Source organism: Thioclava sp. DLFJ4-1 (genome assembly GCF_002020145.1).
In the GTDB taxonomy this organism is placed as follows: Bacteria; Pseudomonadota; Alphaproteobacteria; order Rhodobacterales; family Rhodobacteraceae; genus Thioclava; species Thioclava sediminum.
This window is the reverse complement of sequence record NZ_MPZT01000005.1, coordinates 342,908-358,831: the sequence shown is the minus strand read 5'-3', so window position 1 is coordinate 358,831 and position 15,924 is coordinate 342,908. Positions and strand designations below refer to the sequence as shown.

18 protein-coding genes are annotated in these 15,924 nt (G+C 64.0%); 13 read left to right on the top strand and 5 right to left on the bottom strand.

Features of this window, described 5'->3' with window-relative positions; genetic code table 11:
• Position 1 precedes the first annotated feature (1 nt).
• From BMI85_RS17135 to BMI85_RS17120, 4 genes are all read left to right on the top strand, one after another.
• Complete coding sequence (locus BMI85_RS17135; RefSeq protein WP_078522020.1) at positions 2-493, top strand: Na+/H+ antiporter subunit E; 492 nt, start codon at positions 2-4, stop codon at positions 491-493.
• Positions 490-759: a K+/H+ antiporter subunit F gene (locus tag BMI85_RS17130; protein WP_078522019.1), complete on the top strand. Its 270-nt coding sequence runs from the start codon at positions 490-492 to the stop codon at positions 757-759. Before BMI85_RS17135 ends, BMI85_RS17130 begins: the two co-directional genes overlap by 4 nt.
• A 7-nt stretch (positions 760-766) precedes the next feature.
• Positions 767-1,183, top strand: a complete 417-nt coding sequence (locus BMI85_RS17125; RefSeq protein ID WP_078602134.1) for a Na+/H+ antiporter subunit G — start codon at positions 767-769, stop codon at positions 1,181-1,183.
• 101 nt (positions 1,184-1,284) lie between these two features.
• Positions 1,285-2,028 (top strand): sterol desaturase family protein, encoded by a 744-nt coding sequence (locus BMI85_RS17120; RefSeq protein WP_078522017.1) that lies wholly within the window; start codon positions 1,285-1,287, stop codon positions 2,026-2,028.
• 212 nt (positions 2,029-2,240) lie between these two features.
• Here BMI85_RS17120 and BMI85_RS17115 read toward each other — a convergent pair whose 3' ends face one another.
• Positions 2,241-3,290, bottom strand: a complete 1,050-nt coding sequence (locus BMI85_RS17115) for an FAD-binding oxidoreductase (RefSeq protein WP_078602133.1) — start codon at positions 3,288-3,290, stop codon at positions 2,241-2,243.
• 49 nt (positions 3,291-3,339) lie between these two features.
• Here BMI85_RS17115 and mnmD point away from each other — a divergent pair, with 49 nt between their 5' ends.
• Together mnmD and BMI85_RS17105 are read left to right on the top strand one after the other, a co-directional pair.
• Positions 3,340-4,014, top strand: a complete 675-nt coding sequence (gene mnmD / locus BMI85_RS17110) for a tRNA (5-methylaminomethyl-2-thiouridine)(34)-methyltransferase MnmD (RefSeq protein WP_078602132.1) — start codon at positions 3,340-3,342, stop codon at positions 4,012-4,014.
• The gene (locus BMI85_RS17105) at positions 4,007-4,882 is read left to right on the top strand and encodes a DMT family transporter (protein ID WP_078602131.1); all 876 of its coding nucleotides are present in this window, start codon (positions 4,007-4,009) and stop codon (positions 4,880-4,882) included. The genes mnmD and BMI85_RS17105 overlap by 8 nt, the downstream gene beginning before the upstream one ends.
• Before the next feature lie 63 nt (positions 4,883-4,945).
• On the opposite strand, the gene BMI85_RS17100 is transcribed toward BMI85_RS17105, so the two are convergent.
• On the bottom strand, positions 4,946-6,889 hold the full coding sequence (locus BMI85_RS17100; RefSeq protein WP_210402373.1) for a lytic transglycosylase domain-containing protein: 1,944 nt from the start codon (positions 6,887-6,889) through the stop codon (positions 4,946-4,948).
• 156 nt (positions 6,890-7,045) lie between these two features.
• On the opposite strand from BMI85_RS17100, the gene dapA reads away from it, so the two are divergent.
• A complete protein-coding gene (gene dapA, locus BMI85_RS17095) occupies positions 7,046-7,918 on the top strand; it encodes a 4-hydroxy-tetrahydrodipicolinate synthase (protein ID WP_078602129.1) in 873 nt (290 codons plus the stop codon).
• 76 nt (positions 7,919-7,994) lie between these two features.
• Here dapA and BMI85_RS17090 read toward each other — a convergent pair whose 3' ends face one another.
• From BMI85_RS17090 to BMI85_RS17080, 3 genes are all read right to left on the bottom strand, one after another.
• Entirely contained in the window at positions 7,995-9,149 is a 1,155-nt protein-coding gene (locus BMI85_RS17090) for a flagellar motor protein MotB (protein WP_078602128.1), read from the bottom strand.
• Between the two features lie 199 nt (positions 9,150-9,348).
• Positions 9,349-9,813, bottom strand: coding sequence for a MucR family transcriptional regulator (locus tag BMI85_RS17085; RefSeq protein WP_078602127.1), 465 nt, complete (start codon positions 9,811-9,813; stop codon positions 9,349-9,351).
• Positions 9,814-9,982: 169 nt separating this feature from the next.
• On the bottom strand, positions 9,983-10,252 hold the full coding sequence (locus BMI85_RS17080; RefSeq protein ID WP_078602126.1) for a MucR family transcriptional regulator: 270 nt from the start codon (positions 10,250-10,252) through the stop codon (positions 9,983-9,985).
• A 322-nt stretch (positions 10,253-10,574) separates the two neighbouring features.
• Here BMI85_RS17080 and BMI85_RS17075 point away from each other — a divergent pair, with 322 nt between their 5' ends.
• The 6 genes from BMI85_RS17075 (at position 10,575) to BMI85_RS17050 (ending at position 15,908) form a co-directional block, all read left to right on the top strand.
• Positions 10,575-11,324, top strand: coding sequence for a winged helix-turn-helix domain-containing protein (locus BMI85_RS17075; RefSeq protein ID WP_078602125.1), 750 nt, complete (start codon positions 10,575-10,577; stop codon positions 11,322-11,324).
• 348 nt (positions 11,325-11,672) lie between these two features.
• Positions 11,673-12,080 (top strand): hypothetical protein, encoded by a 408-nt coding sequence (locus BMI85_RS17070; RefSeq protein ID WP_143595150.1) that lies wholly within the window; start codon positions 11,673-11,675, stop codon positions 12,078-12,080.
• Positions 12,081-12,320: 240 nt separating this feature from the next.
• On the top strand, positions 12,321-13,064 hold the full coding sequence (locus BMI85_RS17065) for a sigma-70 family RNA polymerase sigma factor (protein ID WP_078602123.1): 744 nt from the start codon (positions 12,321-12,323) through the stop codon (positions 13,062-13,064).
• A 10-nt stretch (positions 13,065-13,074) separates the two neighbouring features.
• Positions 13,075-13,839: a hypothetical protein gene (locus tag BMI85_RS17060; protein WP_078602122.1), complete on the top strand. Its 765-nt coding sequence runs from the start codon at positions 13,075-13,077 to the stop codon at positions 13,837-13,839.
• Positions 13,840-13,852: 13 nt separating this feature from the next.
• Positions 13,853-15,223 carry a flagellar hook-length control protein FliK gene (locus BMI85_RS17055; RefSeq protein ID WP_078602121.1) on the top strand — a complete coding sequence of 457 codons (1,371 nt, stop codon included), beginning with the start codon at positions 13,853-13,855 and terminating at the stop codon, positions 15,221-15,223.
• A gap of 10 nt (positions 15,224-15,233) precedes the next feature.
• A complete protein-coding gene (locus BMI85_RS17050) occupies positions 15,234-15,908 on the top strand; it encodes a flagellar hook assembly protein FlgD (protein ID WP_168174809.1) in 675 nt (224 codons plus the stop codon).
• Positions 15,909-15,924: the final 16 nt, after the last annotated feature.

Here is a 15,924-nt window from a genome sequence, read left to right as displayed (position 1 = left end):
GATGATCCGCAAGATCCTTCCCCACCCCTACCTGACCGTCACGCTGGTGATGGTCTGGCTGATGCTGGCCAACAGCTACACGCTCAATTCGCTGGTCTTCGCGATCCTCGTGGGCCTCGTGATCCCGTGGATCACCGCACCCTACTGGCCCGCGCGCCCGCGTTTCGCGAAGCCGCTGAAGATCATCGAGTACATCTTCATCGTGATCTGGGATATCATCGTCGCGAATATCACCGTGGCGAAGATCGTGCTCTTCATGCCCAACTCCAAGCTGCACCCGGCCTGGGTCACGGTGCCGCTCGACATCGTCACGCCCGAGGCGGTGACGGTGCTGGCGGGCACGATCACGATGACGCCCGGGACGCTGACGGCGGAGCTGGCCGCCGACGGGCACTCGCTGCTGGTCCACGCGCTGCATGCGCCCGATGCCGACGAGGTGCGCGACGAGATCAAGTCCCGCTACGAGGCCCGCCTGAAGGAGATTTTCGAATGATCACCTATGCCCTGATCTTCGCCATCGCCTGCTATTCGCTGGCGCTGCTGTTCAACCTCTACCGGGTCGTCAAGGCGCCGGGCGTGACCGACCGGGTTCTCGCGCTCGACACGATGGCGATCAACGCGATCGCGATGATCGTGCTGTTCGGCATCTGGGAGGGCACGGCGCTCTTCTTCGAAGCATCGATCCTTTACGCAATGACGGGCTTCGTGGCGACGGTCTCCTTCGCCAAGTTCATCCTGCGCGGCGACATTATCGAGTGAGGGCGTGATGGAACTGTTCTGGAACATCCTGATTTCCGCGCTGCTCGTGATTGGCGGCATCTTCGGCCTCGTCGGCAGCTTCGGACTGGTCAAACTGCCCGACCCGATGACCCGCCTGCACGCGCCGACCAAGGCCGCGACGCTGGGTGTGGGCGCGATCCTGATCGCCTCGATGGTCTGGTTCGCGGTGAAGCAGGACCACCTGACCCTGCACGAGCTGATGGTCACCATCTTCATCTTCCTGACAGCCCCGATCACCGCGCATTTCATCTCGAAGGCCAATATCTTCCGCGACTGGCCGGCCGAGAAGCTGCCGAAGCCCGCAGGCGAGGGCGACTGGGCGGTGCACACAGCCGATGCCGATACCTCGAAGGGCGAACTGGCGGTCGAGCGGGAAAAGAACATCCCGCACGAGAACGACTGACGACAAGAACGACGGACTGGCCCTGACGTTGCGAAACGCTTTGACGCGCGCGTAACCCGTGGCAGGCTGATCCCCGGAGGAGATTTCGGGAGACTTTCGCGATGCGGATGCGGCTGATGCTGTCCCATCTGTCGATCTGGGTGATGATCGCAGTCGTCGCCGCGGCGGTCTATTGGATCGCGCAGGGGCCTTGGTGGCTCTGGGCGGTCGCGCTGTTGGGGATCCCGGCGCAGATGCTCAACGAATACGGGCTCCACCGCTACATCTTCCACATGGCGCCGCCGAAGCGGCAATGGGCCTTCAACTGGCTCTACCGGGTGCATTATGGCCACCACGAATTCCCGACCTGCTGGCCGCTTCTGTTCGCGCCGCTCTCGGTGATCGTGCCGGTTCTCGTGGGCAATACCGCGCTTCTCTGGGCGGTGCTGTCGCTGATCGGCGTGCCGTATGCGTTCGATATCGCCGTGGCCGTCGTGCCGCTTGGCGGCGCTGCGACCTTCCTCGCCTATGAATGGTTCCACACCACCGCCCATGTCACCGTGAAGAAGACCGCGATCGAGCGCCATGTCTCGACGCTGCACAACCAGCACCATTTCCGCGACTTCTCGAAATGGTTCCACGTCACCGCGGGCGGCGAGGTGATCGACCGGCTGATGGGCACCGCGATTTCGCGCGATCAGCTCAAGACCCAAAGCCGCGTCGAGTTCATCCGGACCCTCGGCCTGCGCCCCGACGACCCGCGTCTGATCGCGGCACGCGAGAAATTCGCGCCGCGCTTCGGGATCACCGAGGCAGAGGTTTCGCGGGCGGGTCATGTCGGAGGGGGCGCTGCCCCCGCGCGCTGACGCGCGCCCCCCGGGATATTTCCGCCAAGAGGAAGTTAAGCCTTCCGTAACCAGAATCGCCTGACCCTGATCTCGCGGAACAGGCGGGGACGCCGATGGCCGCCCAAGGGGAAGCGCCCGGCCTGCCGCCCGCAGCCGGGTTCGAGCCGGGCGTTTTTCTTCCTCTTAGGATAAATATCCCGGGGGAGGCCGCAGGCCGGGGGCGGAGCCCCTTACAGGTTGTCCGTCACGAGGAAGCCTCCGGGGATCGTGTCGCGCCCCTCCAGCGCCAGATCGACCATCACCTCGGCCACTTTCGGCGCCATGCCGAAGCCGATCTTGAAGCCGCCATTGGCGATGAAATGCCCCGGACGGTCGGGCCAGTCACCCAGCATCGGCGCGCGCGACTTGGCGCGCGGGCGCACCCCGGCCCAACGGTCGATCACCGGCGCTTCGGCGAGGGGCGGGCAAAGCGCGCGGGCCTTCTCGATCAGCGCGTCGAGCTGCGCATCGGTCGTGTCGGGGGCGTCGAATTCGCGCTCGGAGGTCGACCCGATCGCGACCGTTCCAACGGAATGGGGAATGATGTGGAGGCTCTCCGCGAAGAGCTGGGGCACGTCGCCCGCATCGTATCGGAAGAGCGCCGATTGGCCCTTCACGCCGGTGCCGACAGTTTTGCCGACCACCGCGTTCAACTCGGCCAGACCTTCGGCGCCGGTCGCGTGGATGACCGGACCAACCTCCTCGGCCTCGCCGATCACGATCTCCGCGCCCATCGCGTTGAGCGCCGCGACCAGCGCAGCCCCGGCGGCGCGCGGATTGGCGCGCGCCGTGAGCGTGTCATGGATCACGAGCCCGGTGGGAGAAGGCGGCGCGAAGGCGCCGAATTCCGAAGCCTCGGCCACGCGCCATGTGGCGAAGCCCTGCCACAGCTCGGCCGCCCCTGCCGCTCGCTCCTTGGCGCGTGCGATCTGCGCCTCGTCCGCCAGCGGCTGCAGCCTCCCGAGGCGGGCATATCCCGGGTCGCCGCCACCGATGCGCTGCACGTCGGCCCAGAAGGCTTCCGCCATGCGCAGGCTCTCGAATTGGAACTGTTTCTTGGGGTTCCAGTTCTCCGGCACATGCGGGGCGAGCGCGCCGACATGGCCGCCCGAACTGCCCGCGCCGATGCGGCTGCGCTCGATCAGCCGGACCTTCGCGCCGCGCTTCGCTGCCTGATATGCGATCGCGAGGCCGAAGATGCCGCCGCCGCGCACGGTTATGTCGTGTCTGCCGCTTGTCATTTCGCGCCTCCTGCTTCAAGGCTGGGCCGGAGACTGTGGACTATCCCCGATGAACGCCCCTGACCAGAGCAAAGCCGATCTCGATTGGCGCGATGACCTTGTGCCGGTCTCGCGGCGGTTCGACGATCCCTATTTCAGCCTTGCGGGCGGTCTGGACGAGACGCGGCATGTGTTTCTGGCGGGCAATGATCTGCCCGCGCGGCTGCGTCCGGGCTTTCATGTGGCCGAGCTGGGCTTCGGCACGGGGCTGAACCTGCTGGCGCTGCGGCTGGCCTGTCCCGAGGACTGCCCGATCCGCTTCACCTCCTTCGAGGCCTACCCGATGGAGGCCGACGAGATCGCGCGGGCGCTGGACGCATTTCCGGAGGTCGCGCCCGTGGCCGGTCCTTATCTGGAAGCCTGGGCTGCAGGGCAGCGCCAGTTTCAACTCGGTTCGGTCGCGGTGGAGATCATCGAGGGTGATGCGCGCACGGCGCTTCCCGCTTGGGACAGCGTGGCCGATGCGTGGTTTCTCGACGGGTTCTCGCCCGCGAAAAACCCCGAGCTTTGGGGCGACGATCTGATGGCCGAGGTCGGTGCCCATACGGCGCCGGGCGGCACATTCGCGACCTATACGGCGGCAGGCTTCGTGCGCCGCGCCCTCGAGGCCGCGGGTTTCGAGGTCAACCGCAGCCCGGGCTTCGGGCGCAAACGCCATATGTCGCGCGGGGTGAAACATGGTTGAACAATCGACACGCCGCGGTATCGCTTTGATGGTCGCGGTGACCTTCATCTTCGCGATTCAGGATGGCATCTCGCGCCACCTTGCCGAGACCTACAACGTCTACATGGCGTTGATGGTGCGGTTCTGGTTCTTCGCAGCCTTTGTTCTGGTGATTGCCGCGCGCAGCCCCGGGGGGATCAAGCGGGCGACGCGCTCGGGCCTTCCTTGGGCGCAGGTGATCCGCTCGGTCGTCCTGATCACCGAGGTGATCGTGATGGTGCAGGCCTTCGTCTATCTCGGGCTCGTTCATTCTCATGCTGTCTTCGCCTGCTACCCGCTGCTGGTCGCGGCGCTGTCCGGGCCGGTGCTGGGCGAGAAGGTCGGCTGGCGGCGCGTGGCGGCGATCGGTGTGGGCTTCATCGGGGTGCTCATCATCCTCAAGCCCGGCTTCGGTGTGTTCTCTCCCTATGCGCTGATCCCGCTGGCGGCGGCGACGCTGTTCGCGCTCTATTCGCTGATGACGCGCTATGTGGGCCGCGTCGATCCGGCATCGGTGTCCTTCTTCTACACCGGCGTGATCGGGGCGCTGGTGATCACGGCGGTCGGCATCTGGCACTGGGAGAACATGATAGCTTCGGACTGGGCGTGGATGGTCGTGCTGTGCTTCACCGCCGCGACCGGGCATTTCCTTCTGATCAAGGCCTATGAGGTGGCCGAGGCCTCGGCGATTCAGCCCTTCGCCTATCTGCAGCTGGTCTTCGCCTCGACGCTCGGCGTCGTCGTCTTCGGCGAGTCGCTGGAGTGGAACGTGGTGATCGGCGCGGGGGTCGTGGTCAGCGCGGGGCTCTTCACGCTCTGGCGCGCCCGTGTGGTGGCCGAAGGGGCGTAGCCGCCCTTTCGCCTTGGTTCAAATATCCCGGGGTGAGGCCGTTAGGCCGAGGGGCGGCGCTCCTCAATCTTTCACGTCACCGCGCAGGATGTCGGTGAATTTCACCTCCCCCTTGCCCAGCCGTGCGCGGTAGGGCGGGATCGCCTCGGAAACGCGCATGACGTAGTTGCGGGTCTCGGTAAAGGGGATCATCTCGACCCAGTCGATCACGTCGACCGTGCCGATCCGCGGATCGCCGCGGTCTTCCATCCAGCTCCGCGGACGCCCGGGTCCGGCGTTGTAGCCCGAGGCGACCAGCACCGAAGACGGCCCGAACTCGTCGCGCAGCTCGGCCAGATAGGCGCCGCCGAGCTTGAGGTTATAGGTCGCATCCGTTGTCAGCCGCGCCTTCTCGTAGGGCAGGCCGGTTTTATCGGCCATCATCTTCGCGGTGCCGGGCATCAGCTGCATCAGGCCCTGAGCGCCCACTGGAGAGCCCACGCCGATCGCGAACTGGCTCTCGCGCCGGGCGACCGCGAGGACGACTTCTTCCGGCACGCCCAGATCATGGCTCGTCAGCCCCGGGATCGGCCAGAGCGCCTGCGCGATGATCTCGCCCTTCAGCGCGGCGCGTTTGCCGATGATCAACGCGAGATAGGTGTCGTCCTCCTCAAGCGCGTACTTCGTGAGCGCGCCGAAATTGCCCGGCCCGAGGCTTTCCTCGAGATGCAGCACGAAGCGCGCGCCCAGCTCGTTCTCGCCTGCTTCGTAGAGCAGCTGCGCGGCCTTGAAGACGGAAGAATGGCGCAGCTTGTAGCGCCGCCAGTCGGGCAGCTCTGGGCCCTTTGAGAAATTCGCGGGCAGGGGCAGGTTCAACCGCTCCGCCGACAGGAGCCCGTAATAGGCGTCCTGATTTTCCGCGCCTTTGCGCCATGCGGCCTTGGCTTCGTCGCTGCGGCCCAGAACCTCCAGCGCGCGGCCTTGCCAATACCATGCCCGCGACGACGAAATCGGCCCGTCCACCGCCTTTTCGAGATTGTGGAAATGGCTGTAGGCCGTATCGGCGCGGCCCAGTTTCAGCGCAGCATAGCCCGCCACCCATTCGAGATCGGCGTAATCGGCCCCACCGGGCTCCAGATGATGCGAGGAGGCCAGATCATAAGCGCGCTGCGTATTGCCCGCGCGCAGATCCCAGCGCGACTGATAGCCGCGGAGCGTCGCCCAAAGGTCGGGGTCTTCCAGATCGGTTGCGGATTTCGACCGCTCTAGGATCAACTCTGCCGCGCCGTCCTCCAGCCCGGCGCGCCAGCGCCACATCGCGCGGTCGCGGGCAAGCCCTGCGGAGCGTTCGACCATATAGCCGGGCACGGCGGCGACGAGATCGTCCACGCCATGCTCGCGCGCCTGCAGGGCGATCCGTGCCTCGGCCACAGCCTTGGTGCCCGGCGTGACCAGACCGACCATCCGGCGCGCATCCGACAGATGCCCGCGATCGAGCATGTTCTGCATCCGCCCGCCATGATCGGCAGAGATAAGCGAAGGGTAGTCGGCGAGAAATTTCGCCTGTTCGTCTCCGTCCATTGGAAGTTGGCGCCACGCGGTCTTGGCGACCTCAGCCGCCAGCGCCTTCTGTCCCAAGGCAAGATGCGCACCAATCAACGCCAGCGCGCCGGTGCCGGTCTGCGGCGGGCCAAGTTTGAAATAGGCGATCACCTCGCGCGGCGGGATACCGTCGAGCGTGGCCTCGCCCTTCTCGCGCAGCCACGGCATGCCGGGCCAATCGGCGCGGCGGGTGGCGAAATCGAGATAGTCGGCGAAGTCTCCTTCGCCGTCGCGCAGGCGTTTCCACTCGATGACATCGAAGCCCAGGGGACCGACGCGGCGCGCGAGATTCTCGGCCTCGTCCCAGTTGCCGGAATTGGCCGCGGCGAAAGCATCGGACAGCGCGGAACTCGCGGCGCGAAGCGCGGCCGGCGAGAGCGCGAAACTCGAAGCCGCAAGCGCGGCGAGGAACTGGCGTCGGATCATCATGGCTGCTCGTGGTCGCGGGTTTGTCCCTTTGATACGGGCCTCTCACAGATGGGGATGAATCACAAGTTGGCAACCGTCGCGCAACCGCCTATAACCCGGCCGATTTCCGCCGGGACGACTCACCCCCCGGCCCAACCAAAAAAGGAGCGTGTCATGTTCAAAGGGTCTCTTCCCGCACTGGTCACGCCGTTCAAGGACGGCGAACTGGATCTGGACACGCTCAAGAAACTCGTCGAGTGGCATATCGACCAGGGCAGCCACGGCCTCGTGCCGGTCGGCACCACCGGTGAAAGCCCGACGGTGAGCCATGCCGAGCATATGATCGTCATCACCGAGGTCGTGAAAGCCGCGAAGGGCCGTATCCCGATCATCGCGGGCGCGGGCTCGAACTCGACCGCCGAAGGCGTCCGGCTGATCCAGCACGCCGCCGAAACCGGGGCCGATGCGGCGCTCGTCGTGACGCCCTATTACAACAAGCCGACGCAGCGCGGCATGATCGAGCATTACCGCGCGCTGCACGATGCCTGCGAACTGCCGATCGTGATCTACAACATCCCCGGCCGCTCGGTGATCGACATGATCCCCGAGACCATGGGCGAGCTGGCCAAGCTGCCGCGCATCGTCGGTGTGAAGGACGCGACCGGAAAGCTGGAGCGTGTCTCGATGCAGCGCGCGACCTGCGGGCCCGATTTCATCCAGTTGTCGGGTGAGGATGCGACCGCGCTCGGCTTCAACGCGCATGGCGGCGTGGGCTGCATCTCGGTGACTGCAAACGTCGCGCCGAAGCTTTGCGCCGAGTTCCAGGAGGCGACGCTTGCGGGCGATTACGCCAAGGCGCTGAGCTATCAGGACAAGCTGATGCCGCTGCATATGGCGATCTTCCTCGAGCCGGGTGTCGCGGGCGCGAAATACGCGATGTCGAAGCTGGGCATGTGCTCGGCCGAGGTGCGCCTGCCGCTGACCGAGCTTCTGCCCGAGACGAAGACCGCGATCGACGCTGCGATGGCGCATGCTGGTCTGATCTGAGGTTCCGACCCAAGCGAAGACAAGAAAACGCCGGCGCGATGAGGATCGCGCCGGCGTTTTTCATTGATGATGGGGGTTATTGCAGGGCGCTGCGCAGATCGTCGAGCGCGACGGAGCTGTATTGCTGCGGCTGTTCCGACGTGCTCGGCGCGGCGGGCGCGGCGGCTTCGGGGGCTGCGTGTTCGACTGCCGGGGCCGGTTGCGGGGCCGCGGGCGCCGCATTCGCCTCGAGCCGCGGCGTCGCCGTATCGGTCGGCGCGGGCGCATCGGTTTTCGGATGAAGATAGGCGAGGGTCACGGTGATCCGGCGGTTGGAGGGATCGCGGGGCTCTGCCGGTTTCAGCGGATCGGTGTCCGAGAGGCCCGAGACGCGGGTGATACGCTCCGGAGCGACCCCAGCCGTCACGAGCGCCCGGCGCGTCGCATTAGCGCGGTCCGAGGACAGTTCCCAGTTTCCGTAAGTGCCGCCCGCTTTCTGATAAGGGACCGAGTCGGTGTGGCCCGCGATCAGCACATCATTGGGCAGATCGGAAAGGGCGCGGCCAAGCTGATCCATCAGCTTCAACGTCGGCCCGTCGATCTTCGCGCTGCCCGAGGCGAACATGGCTTTGCCAGCCTGATCCACGACCTCGATATTCAGCCCGTCCGGCGTGCGGCGGAACAGCACGTTTTGCTGCAGCGGGCGGAGGTCCGGGACGTGCTGGATCGCTTGCGTGATCCGGGTCTGAAGCGTCTCGAAGCGGGCGTCGTCGACGGCATGCGGCGTGACCGCAGCGGTCTTGGCGTCGGTCGTATCGCTGGCCTTGGCCGTCGCTTGCGCCGCGGTCGCGAGCTTTTCAGCCGTCGCGTCGGGCGTGGTGTCTTTGGATTTGCCGGAGGCGTTGGCCATCTCGGTCGAGGGATCGGTCACGCTTCCGATGCCGGGATTGGTGGGGATGGCATCATTGGCACGCGACGCGTTCAAGACGCCTTTCGGCCCGATCGTCTCGCCAGCGAGCGGACCGGTGCCACCGGGCGCCTGCATCGAGATTTTCGCCGGCGCGAAGTAATCGGCGATCCCGGTCAGTTGGTTCTCGTCGGAAACGGACAGGATCCACATCAGCAGGAAGAAGGCCATCATTGCGGTCATGAAGTCCGCGTAGGCGACTTTCCACGCTCCGCCGTGATGCTCGGATTCGTGATCGTCATCGCTCCGCTTCACAATGATCGGCGCTTGGTTCGACCGTGCCATGGATTGCCCTTTCCCACCTCGCTGACCGGAGCCAGCTGTATTCTCAGGGCATGCGTCTTCTGCAGCCCCTGACTGTGGGTTGTCGGATTAAAAATGGGCCAAAAGAGGGCGATAATCGTTCATGATCTGGAAACAAAGCCGCGCAACGGTGGCTTTGGAACCGTTTTCGGGCGGCGGGCGTTGTGCGGCCCGCGCGCGCTCAGGCGTCGTGAAGCGAGGCTTCGAGGTCGTCGCGGCTGTGTTTGCCCAACCCGACCTTCTTGGCATAGGCCGCTTTGCGCGCCGAATAGCTGGGCGCGACCAGCGGCATATCCGCAGGCAGATTGAACAGAGTGCGATACTCGTCTTCGCTCAGCCCATGTTCCGAGCCGAGATGGCGTTTGAGCATCTTGAAGCCGCGCCCGCAGCACAGGCAGAAGACCTTATCCTCGGTCACCGCGTCTTCAATAGGAAGCGCGGGTTGCGGCCGCGCGGGACTGGCGCTCGCCGTGGCTGTGTCCGTTGCATGAGAGGCGCTTGCCTCGCCCAGCTCCTCGCCAAACTGCGCGGAGAGCTTCGCCACGAGGTCGACCACTTGATCCGCCGTTACATCCGCGCGGGCGGCATAGGCGGCAGCCACTGTCGCGATAATGTTAGCTGCATCCGTGGGCCGATCCTTCGACATGTGGTCTCTCCAATGCTTAAATTTTGCACTATCCCCGGATTAGTAGAGAAAGTTACGTGCATCATGCGTTTCTGTCAATAAACGCGAGTGTCTGTGCTTGGGTTTCCTGCAAATACATATTTTCTGCGCAGGATTGTTCTGTTGAGTGCTTCGGCTGTCCTAGCGGTGATCAATGCAGTTTGTCGCACGAGCGCCAACGCTGCTTGGCGAGCTGATAGTCCGGGGCGCTCGTAGGATAGTCCGGCGGCAAATCCCATTTGGCGCGATATTCCTCGAAGGTCATTCCGAGCAGGTTTTTAAGATGACGCTTCAACATCTTGATCGGGCGGCCCGTCTCCAGGCAGATCAGCCGATCAGGAAAGACACTCTCCGAAATCGGCACCGCTGGGGGGCGGGAAGTCGCGGGCGCGCCGGCGCAAGCCGGGGATTGTTGCGTCATATCTACTCTCACATGGTTTTGTTCTTAGGGGAAAGATTGAAGAAATTCTTAAAGTTAGGTCAAAGAAATCCAATTTTTCCGCTGAACGTCCGCCGATGCGTCCTATTTCAAGGCACAGGCTGGACTTGTCTGGCAAAAACACGTGAATTATCGCATATCGCAGAGATAATAATTCGAAAATGCAAAGATGTCAGGCTCGGCGGATTTATGCTCTGCCATCCAATCTGACGCTCGGTGTTATTCGGAAGTGACGGTGCAACGGGGATGGGCGTGAGGCCTAAGTTTCGCCCCGAAAGCGCTGAGGGATACGGGGAGTTGCCTTTTGTTTGGCTCGGACGCCATGCGAAGACAGAACGTCATCATCGTAGCGGAAGAAGGCGCTAAGCAAGGACAGTTGGCCGACTTCTTTCGCGCATGCTGCGGCTGGGAGCCTTTGCCTTTCGCAGCTGCGATTGAGGCCGAGCAATATATTCTGCTGCATGGAACCCCATGTATCTTGCTGATCAGCCTTGCCGACGCAGAGGGTGCCGCGGATCTGATCCGAACTGCGCGCGTCAGTACGAAGGAGAGCCTGATCTTCTTCGTCGACTCCACTCCGGACGGAGAGCTTGCTGCCGAGATGATTCTGGCCGGCGCCGATGATGTGATCAGGCAGCCTTATTCTCAAAGGGAATTGGCCGCGCGTCTCTGGCTTCGGGCGGGCAACAGTCTGCCCATCAGCTTCCCGAGCGAAGAAAAGCGGGTCGCTCGCCTCAAGATCGACGAGGAAAACCGCCTGACCGGCCCTGATGCCGTCGAGGCGGTGCAGCTTACCCCCACGGAGGGGGAGATCATGATCGAGCTGATCCGGAGCGGCGGACGAATCGTCACGCGGGACGCGCTGTCGCGACGAATCGACAACTGCATGTGGGTCTATGGTGATCGCAAATTCGACGTTCACATCACCAAGATTCGCAAGAAGCTGCGTGACGCGTTCGGCGAGAGATATGTCGTGGAAACAGTGCGTTCGGCTGGATACTCGTTCTACGAGATCCCCGTCGGGAAGTCGCGCAGCCTTGCAACTTCAGATTGAGTTATTGAGTCTCTGGGACTGTTTTAGCGGTAGTCGCTGTCAAGCTGTTAATTGTTAACATCTCGGCGACTGATCGTGAGCACACAATCTGTGGTCGCACCATCGACAAGCTGTGGATGATTGAGGGGGTGCCCACAACCGATAGTGTTTGAAACTATGAAAAATAGGCTTTCCAACACTTCGCCCACTGTCGGTCTGGGGATAACTTGGCGGTCACCGGTTCGCCACCTTCACGTAGAATTTATCCTTACTCGCCTTACGGTTTAACAATCCTTAACCTTACCGGATCGTGAATCGCTGGTAATCTGCCGTTACTGGAATTTGGGGACTCGGGGATTAGGGATGTCCATGAAAAATAACGATTTGTTAGCGCAGATTTGGGAAGGTTCGGTGACGCAAACGTCATCGGGCGCAGGGTCTCAGGGAAGTTTGGTGGCGGCTGCGCTTCTGCCTGCGCACAGTGTTTTGCTGCGCTCGACTCGCACGGATGCAAGCTTGCTCGTGCTGCCCGAAGCCGAAGAGCTTCTGCCGGGAATCTCGCTTGGTGATATACTTGCGGAAGAGCTTGGAATCGAGGTGCCTTATGGAAGCCTCGTGGTGATCGAGCCGACGCAAGTCGCAGGGGTGAAGCATGGTTTTGGGGACCGTGCGATCGACCTCCGGCTGCCGGCGATGGCGTCGCCCGCACGCGGTGGCTTTTCGCTGCACGAAGATGCACGGGATCGCAGCGCGACCGCGACGGGCAGTCACCTGTGAGCGCGAAGGCCGGGGAAAACGGCCGCTATGCGTTCTGCGCTCGGTTGGCGGACCGGGCCAGTCTGACAAAGTCATGAGAATGCCGCGCCGTCCCGAGAGGCGGCGCGGCCTCCCGCAGCATTAATCCGAGGTTAACCAGAAAAGCCTCCGATTAACTTGCCTTTAATCAAGTAAAGCTTTCTCCAAACATGCCCCCGTGGTCTTCTGTTCTTCAAGAATAGAGCGGATAGAGGCGGAGTAATGTTTGCATTGAGCTTCCGTGCTGCACTTGATGCGCCATTTCTGAATGTTGAAGAAGAACGGCAGGCCATCTCGCGCTGGCAGGAATACGGAGATCGGGACTCTCTCGAAATTCTCCTGCGCTCGCATGTCCGTCAGGCCTATGCGCAGGCGCGTCGCTGGGCGACCAATCCGGTCGAGCTCGAAGACCTCGTGGCGGAAGGGATCATCGGTTTGATGCGCGCCGCCGAACGGTTCGATCTGACGCAGGATGTGCGGTTCTCCACCTATTCGCACTGGTGGGTGATGACCTGCGTCCTCAATGCGCTCGCGCGGATCAAGACGGTGATCGATGTGCCGGCGCGGGTCTATCTCGATGCGCGGATGGGGCGGCTCGACAATCCCGAGGCGAGCCAGCTTCTGACCGGTCTGGTGGCGCTGGATGCCAGGTCGTTCGATGACAGTGACGCCGAGATGATGGAGATGATGCGCAGCCCGGACCTCACGCCCGAAGAGCAGACTGTGGCCGCCTCCGCCGCGCGCGCCGCGCATGAGGTTCTGCAAGATGCATTGGACGATCTGGATGCGCCGGATCGCGAGATGGTCTTGCGGCGCAAATTGCAGACGCCGCCGGAATCGCTCGACGATCTGGCTCGCGATCTCGGGATGAGCCGCGAGCGCGCCCGGCAGGTCGAAAAGCGGGCGCTCATCCGGCTCAAGCGCTGCCTTGAAAAGCGCGGGTTCAGCCCTGCGATGCTGAACTGAGAGGGCTGGGATGGCACGTCATCTGATGATCGCAGGACATGGGCGCGCGGGTACGACGCTGTTCTACAATATGCTGCGCGAGACCCTCAAAGGGTTCGAGATCCCGCCGCGCGAGACCAGCGCACTGTCCACTATCGGACAACCGGGCGACTGGGTCAGCAAGCGGCCGCTGGATATCTTCCAGATCGCGAATATCGCGCGGGCCAATGTCCGCAACAAGCGGATCGATCTGATCGTGCCTCTGCGCGATCCGCGCGACATCCTCGTGAGCCGTCATTCGGCGGTGCCGGACGATTACTTCATCTCGTCTGATGCGATGTATTTCATCGGCGGCCCGGATGCGCCCGTGCCGGTCATGCCGGGGCTGCTGCATATCCACGAGGCGATCGCGACCGTGCTGAAATCCGGCATTTTCCCGCAAGGCGTCTTCCTTCTGAAATACGAAGACCTTGCCGATGATCCCGACAGGATTCAGCAGAAGTTGCGCGATGCGCTCGATCTGAAGTTCGAGGGGCACTTCTCCGATTTCGGTGCGGCCGAGATCCCGGAGGATTTGAAAGGGCCGCTAAACGGCATCCGCCCGGTCGAGAAGGCCCGCGCGAAGTGGCGCGACGAAGAACATCGGGCGCGCATCTGCGATCAATTCTCGCGCTTCCCGGTGCTGTTCGATCTGCTCGAGCAGCTTGGCTACGAAAAGAACCGCGACTGGTTCGCGCCCTTCATGGAGTGGCAGGCGGCGTCGGGGCGCCGGAGCAAGCGCTTGGGCTTGGTGTGAAGAGGACGATGAGATGGACGCGATAGCTGCGACATTGCTGAAGGCGACGGCCTCTGGCGCAGAGGCCGGGCGGAAGCCGTCATCGGAGGCGACCGGCTTCGGATCGCTTTTGCAGGGCGTGCAACCGGATGCGGGTAGTGCCGCGAAGGCGAGGGCGTCGGCGGCGGCCGCTTCGCCCAAGGGGGCGACAGCGGCGGTCCTTGCGGGGAATCCCGCGCTTCAGGCCGAACTGGCTGGGAAGCTGCAGAAGGTTCGGGATGGTGCGTTGGCAGAATTGGCGCAGGGAAAGCCGATCGGCGCGGTGCTGAAAGAGCTGGGCACGTCGCTCGCGACGGTGCTCGCCGAGTTCGATGCCGCGCATGGCACGAAATTGCAGGAAGGTCTGGCCCAAGCGCTAAAGGGGATGCCGCTGCAAACTGGCGGCGGGGAGGCAAAGCCGGCCTCGGATCATGCGCACGACAAAAGCGACACGATCGACGAGGTCTTCGCGAGCCTTCTGGTCTCGCTCGGTCTGCAAGCGAAGCCGGCTGAACCCGCATCGCCGCATAAGGGCGGCGCGCAGACCCAATCGGTCGCCGGTCTCATGCCCGCGCATTCTGCGGGCGACCTTTCCTCTCCGGCGGCGCAGCCGAAGCCTGAGGCGCCGCAGACGCAGCCACAGATTATCACCTCCGTTCCGCAGGGGCTTGCCGGGGCGACGCCCGCGCCACTGGCGCCGGAGGTCCCGCAGAACGACATGGACCCGCGCGTGCGCGCCGTTCTGGAAGCGGCCGCGAAAGGCGCGGGGAAGACCGGCAAGGCCGAGGCGCAGGCAGCACTGCTGCCCGCCGGGCCGGGCAAAGCCGACCCCAAACCGGCGCAGCCATTCGCCGAGGCCGCCCGCGCCGGTGCGCTGCCCGATGCGGCCGTGGCACGGCTCACGCAGCATGACGCAAGTCACGCAGCCCGCAGTGAGGCGGCGGCGCAACCGGGGCAGACGGCCCAGCCCTCGCCGCGCTTTGCGGCCTTTGTCGCGACGCAACTCCGCCGCGCCGATCTGCAGGAGGGGCGCACTCGCGTGGCCCTGACCCCGCGCGGGCTCGGCGATATCGAGATCGACGTGGAGCGCGACAAGCGCGGTCAGGTCAACGTGGTCGTTCGGGCCGAAAGCCCGGCGGTGCTGAGCGCCTTGCGCGGGGATCGCGAGACGCTCGCGGCGATCCTGGCGGGGCAGGGCCTGCAGATGGATAGCGGCGCGCTCGATTTCGAGCAATTCGGCGGTCATGGCGAGGGCGGAGAAGAACGCTCCTCCGGCCAGAGCGCGAGCATTGACGAAGACGTCCCCGTGCTGGGCGCCGTTTGGCAGCCCACCATTGACGACGGACAACTGGATATCAGGACCTGAGGAGCCCCAGATGAGCATCTCCCCGACAAGCACCACGCCGACCGCGGCCACGACCGATGCCGCGACGAACACCGCGCAGTCGAAGCTCTCGGCGGATTACAACAGCTTCCTGCAGCTGCTGACGGCGCAGATCAAAAATCAGGACCCGCTGAAGCCGATGGACTCGACGCAATTCGTCTCGCAGCTGGCGCAGCTCAGTCAGGTAGAGCAATCGGTGCAGACCAATACCAACCTCAAGACCATCGACGCGAAGCTGAGTGCGATGGGCGGGATGGCGGATGTGGCCCTGATGGGCAAGACGGTGTCGCTCGCCTCCGACCGGATCGAGCTGCGCGACGGTCAGGCCAGCACCAGCTACGAGCTTGCCGCGCCCGCCGACAAGGTGACCGCGATCATCAAGACGGAGGATGGGACCGAACTGCGCCGGATCACAGGCCTGCCCGGACGGTCGGGCGAGAAGATCGCGCTGAACTGGGACGGGCGCGATTCTGCGGGGCTGCCGGTGCCCGATGACACGTTCCGGGTCGAGATCGACGCGCAGGATACCGATGGCAATGCGGTCTCCTACGACACCTATCCCAGCACGCAGGTCGAGCAGGTGCGGTTCTCGTCGCAAGGGCAGTCGCTGGTTCTGCGCAATGGCGAGGAAGTGCCCAGCTCGCTCATCGTTTCAGTGTCGGGCTGACGCGAGTGTCCCCCGG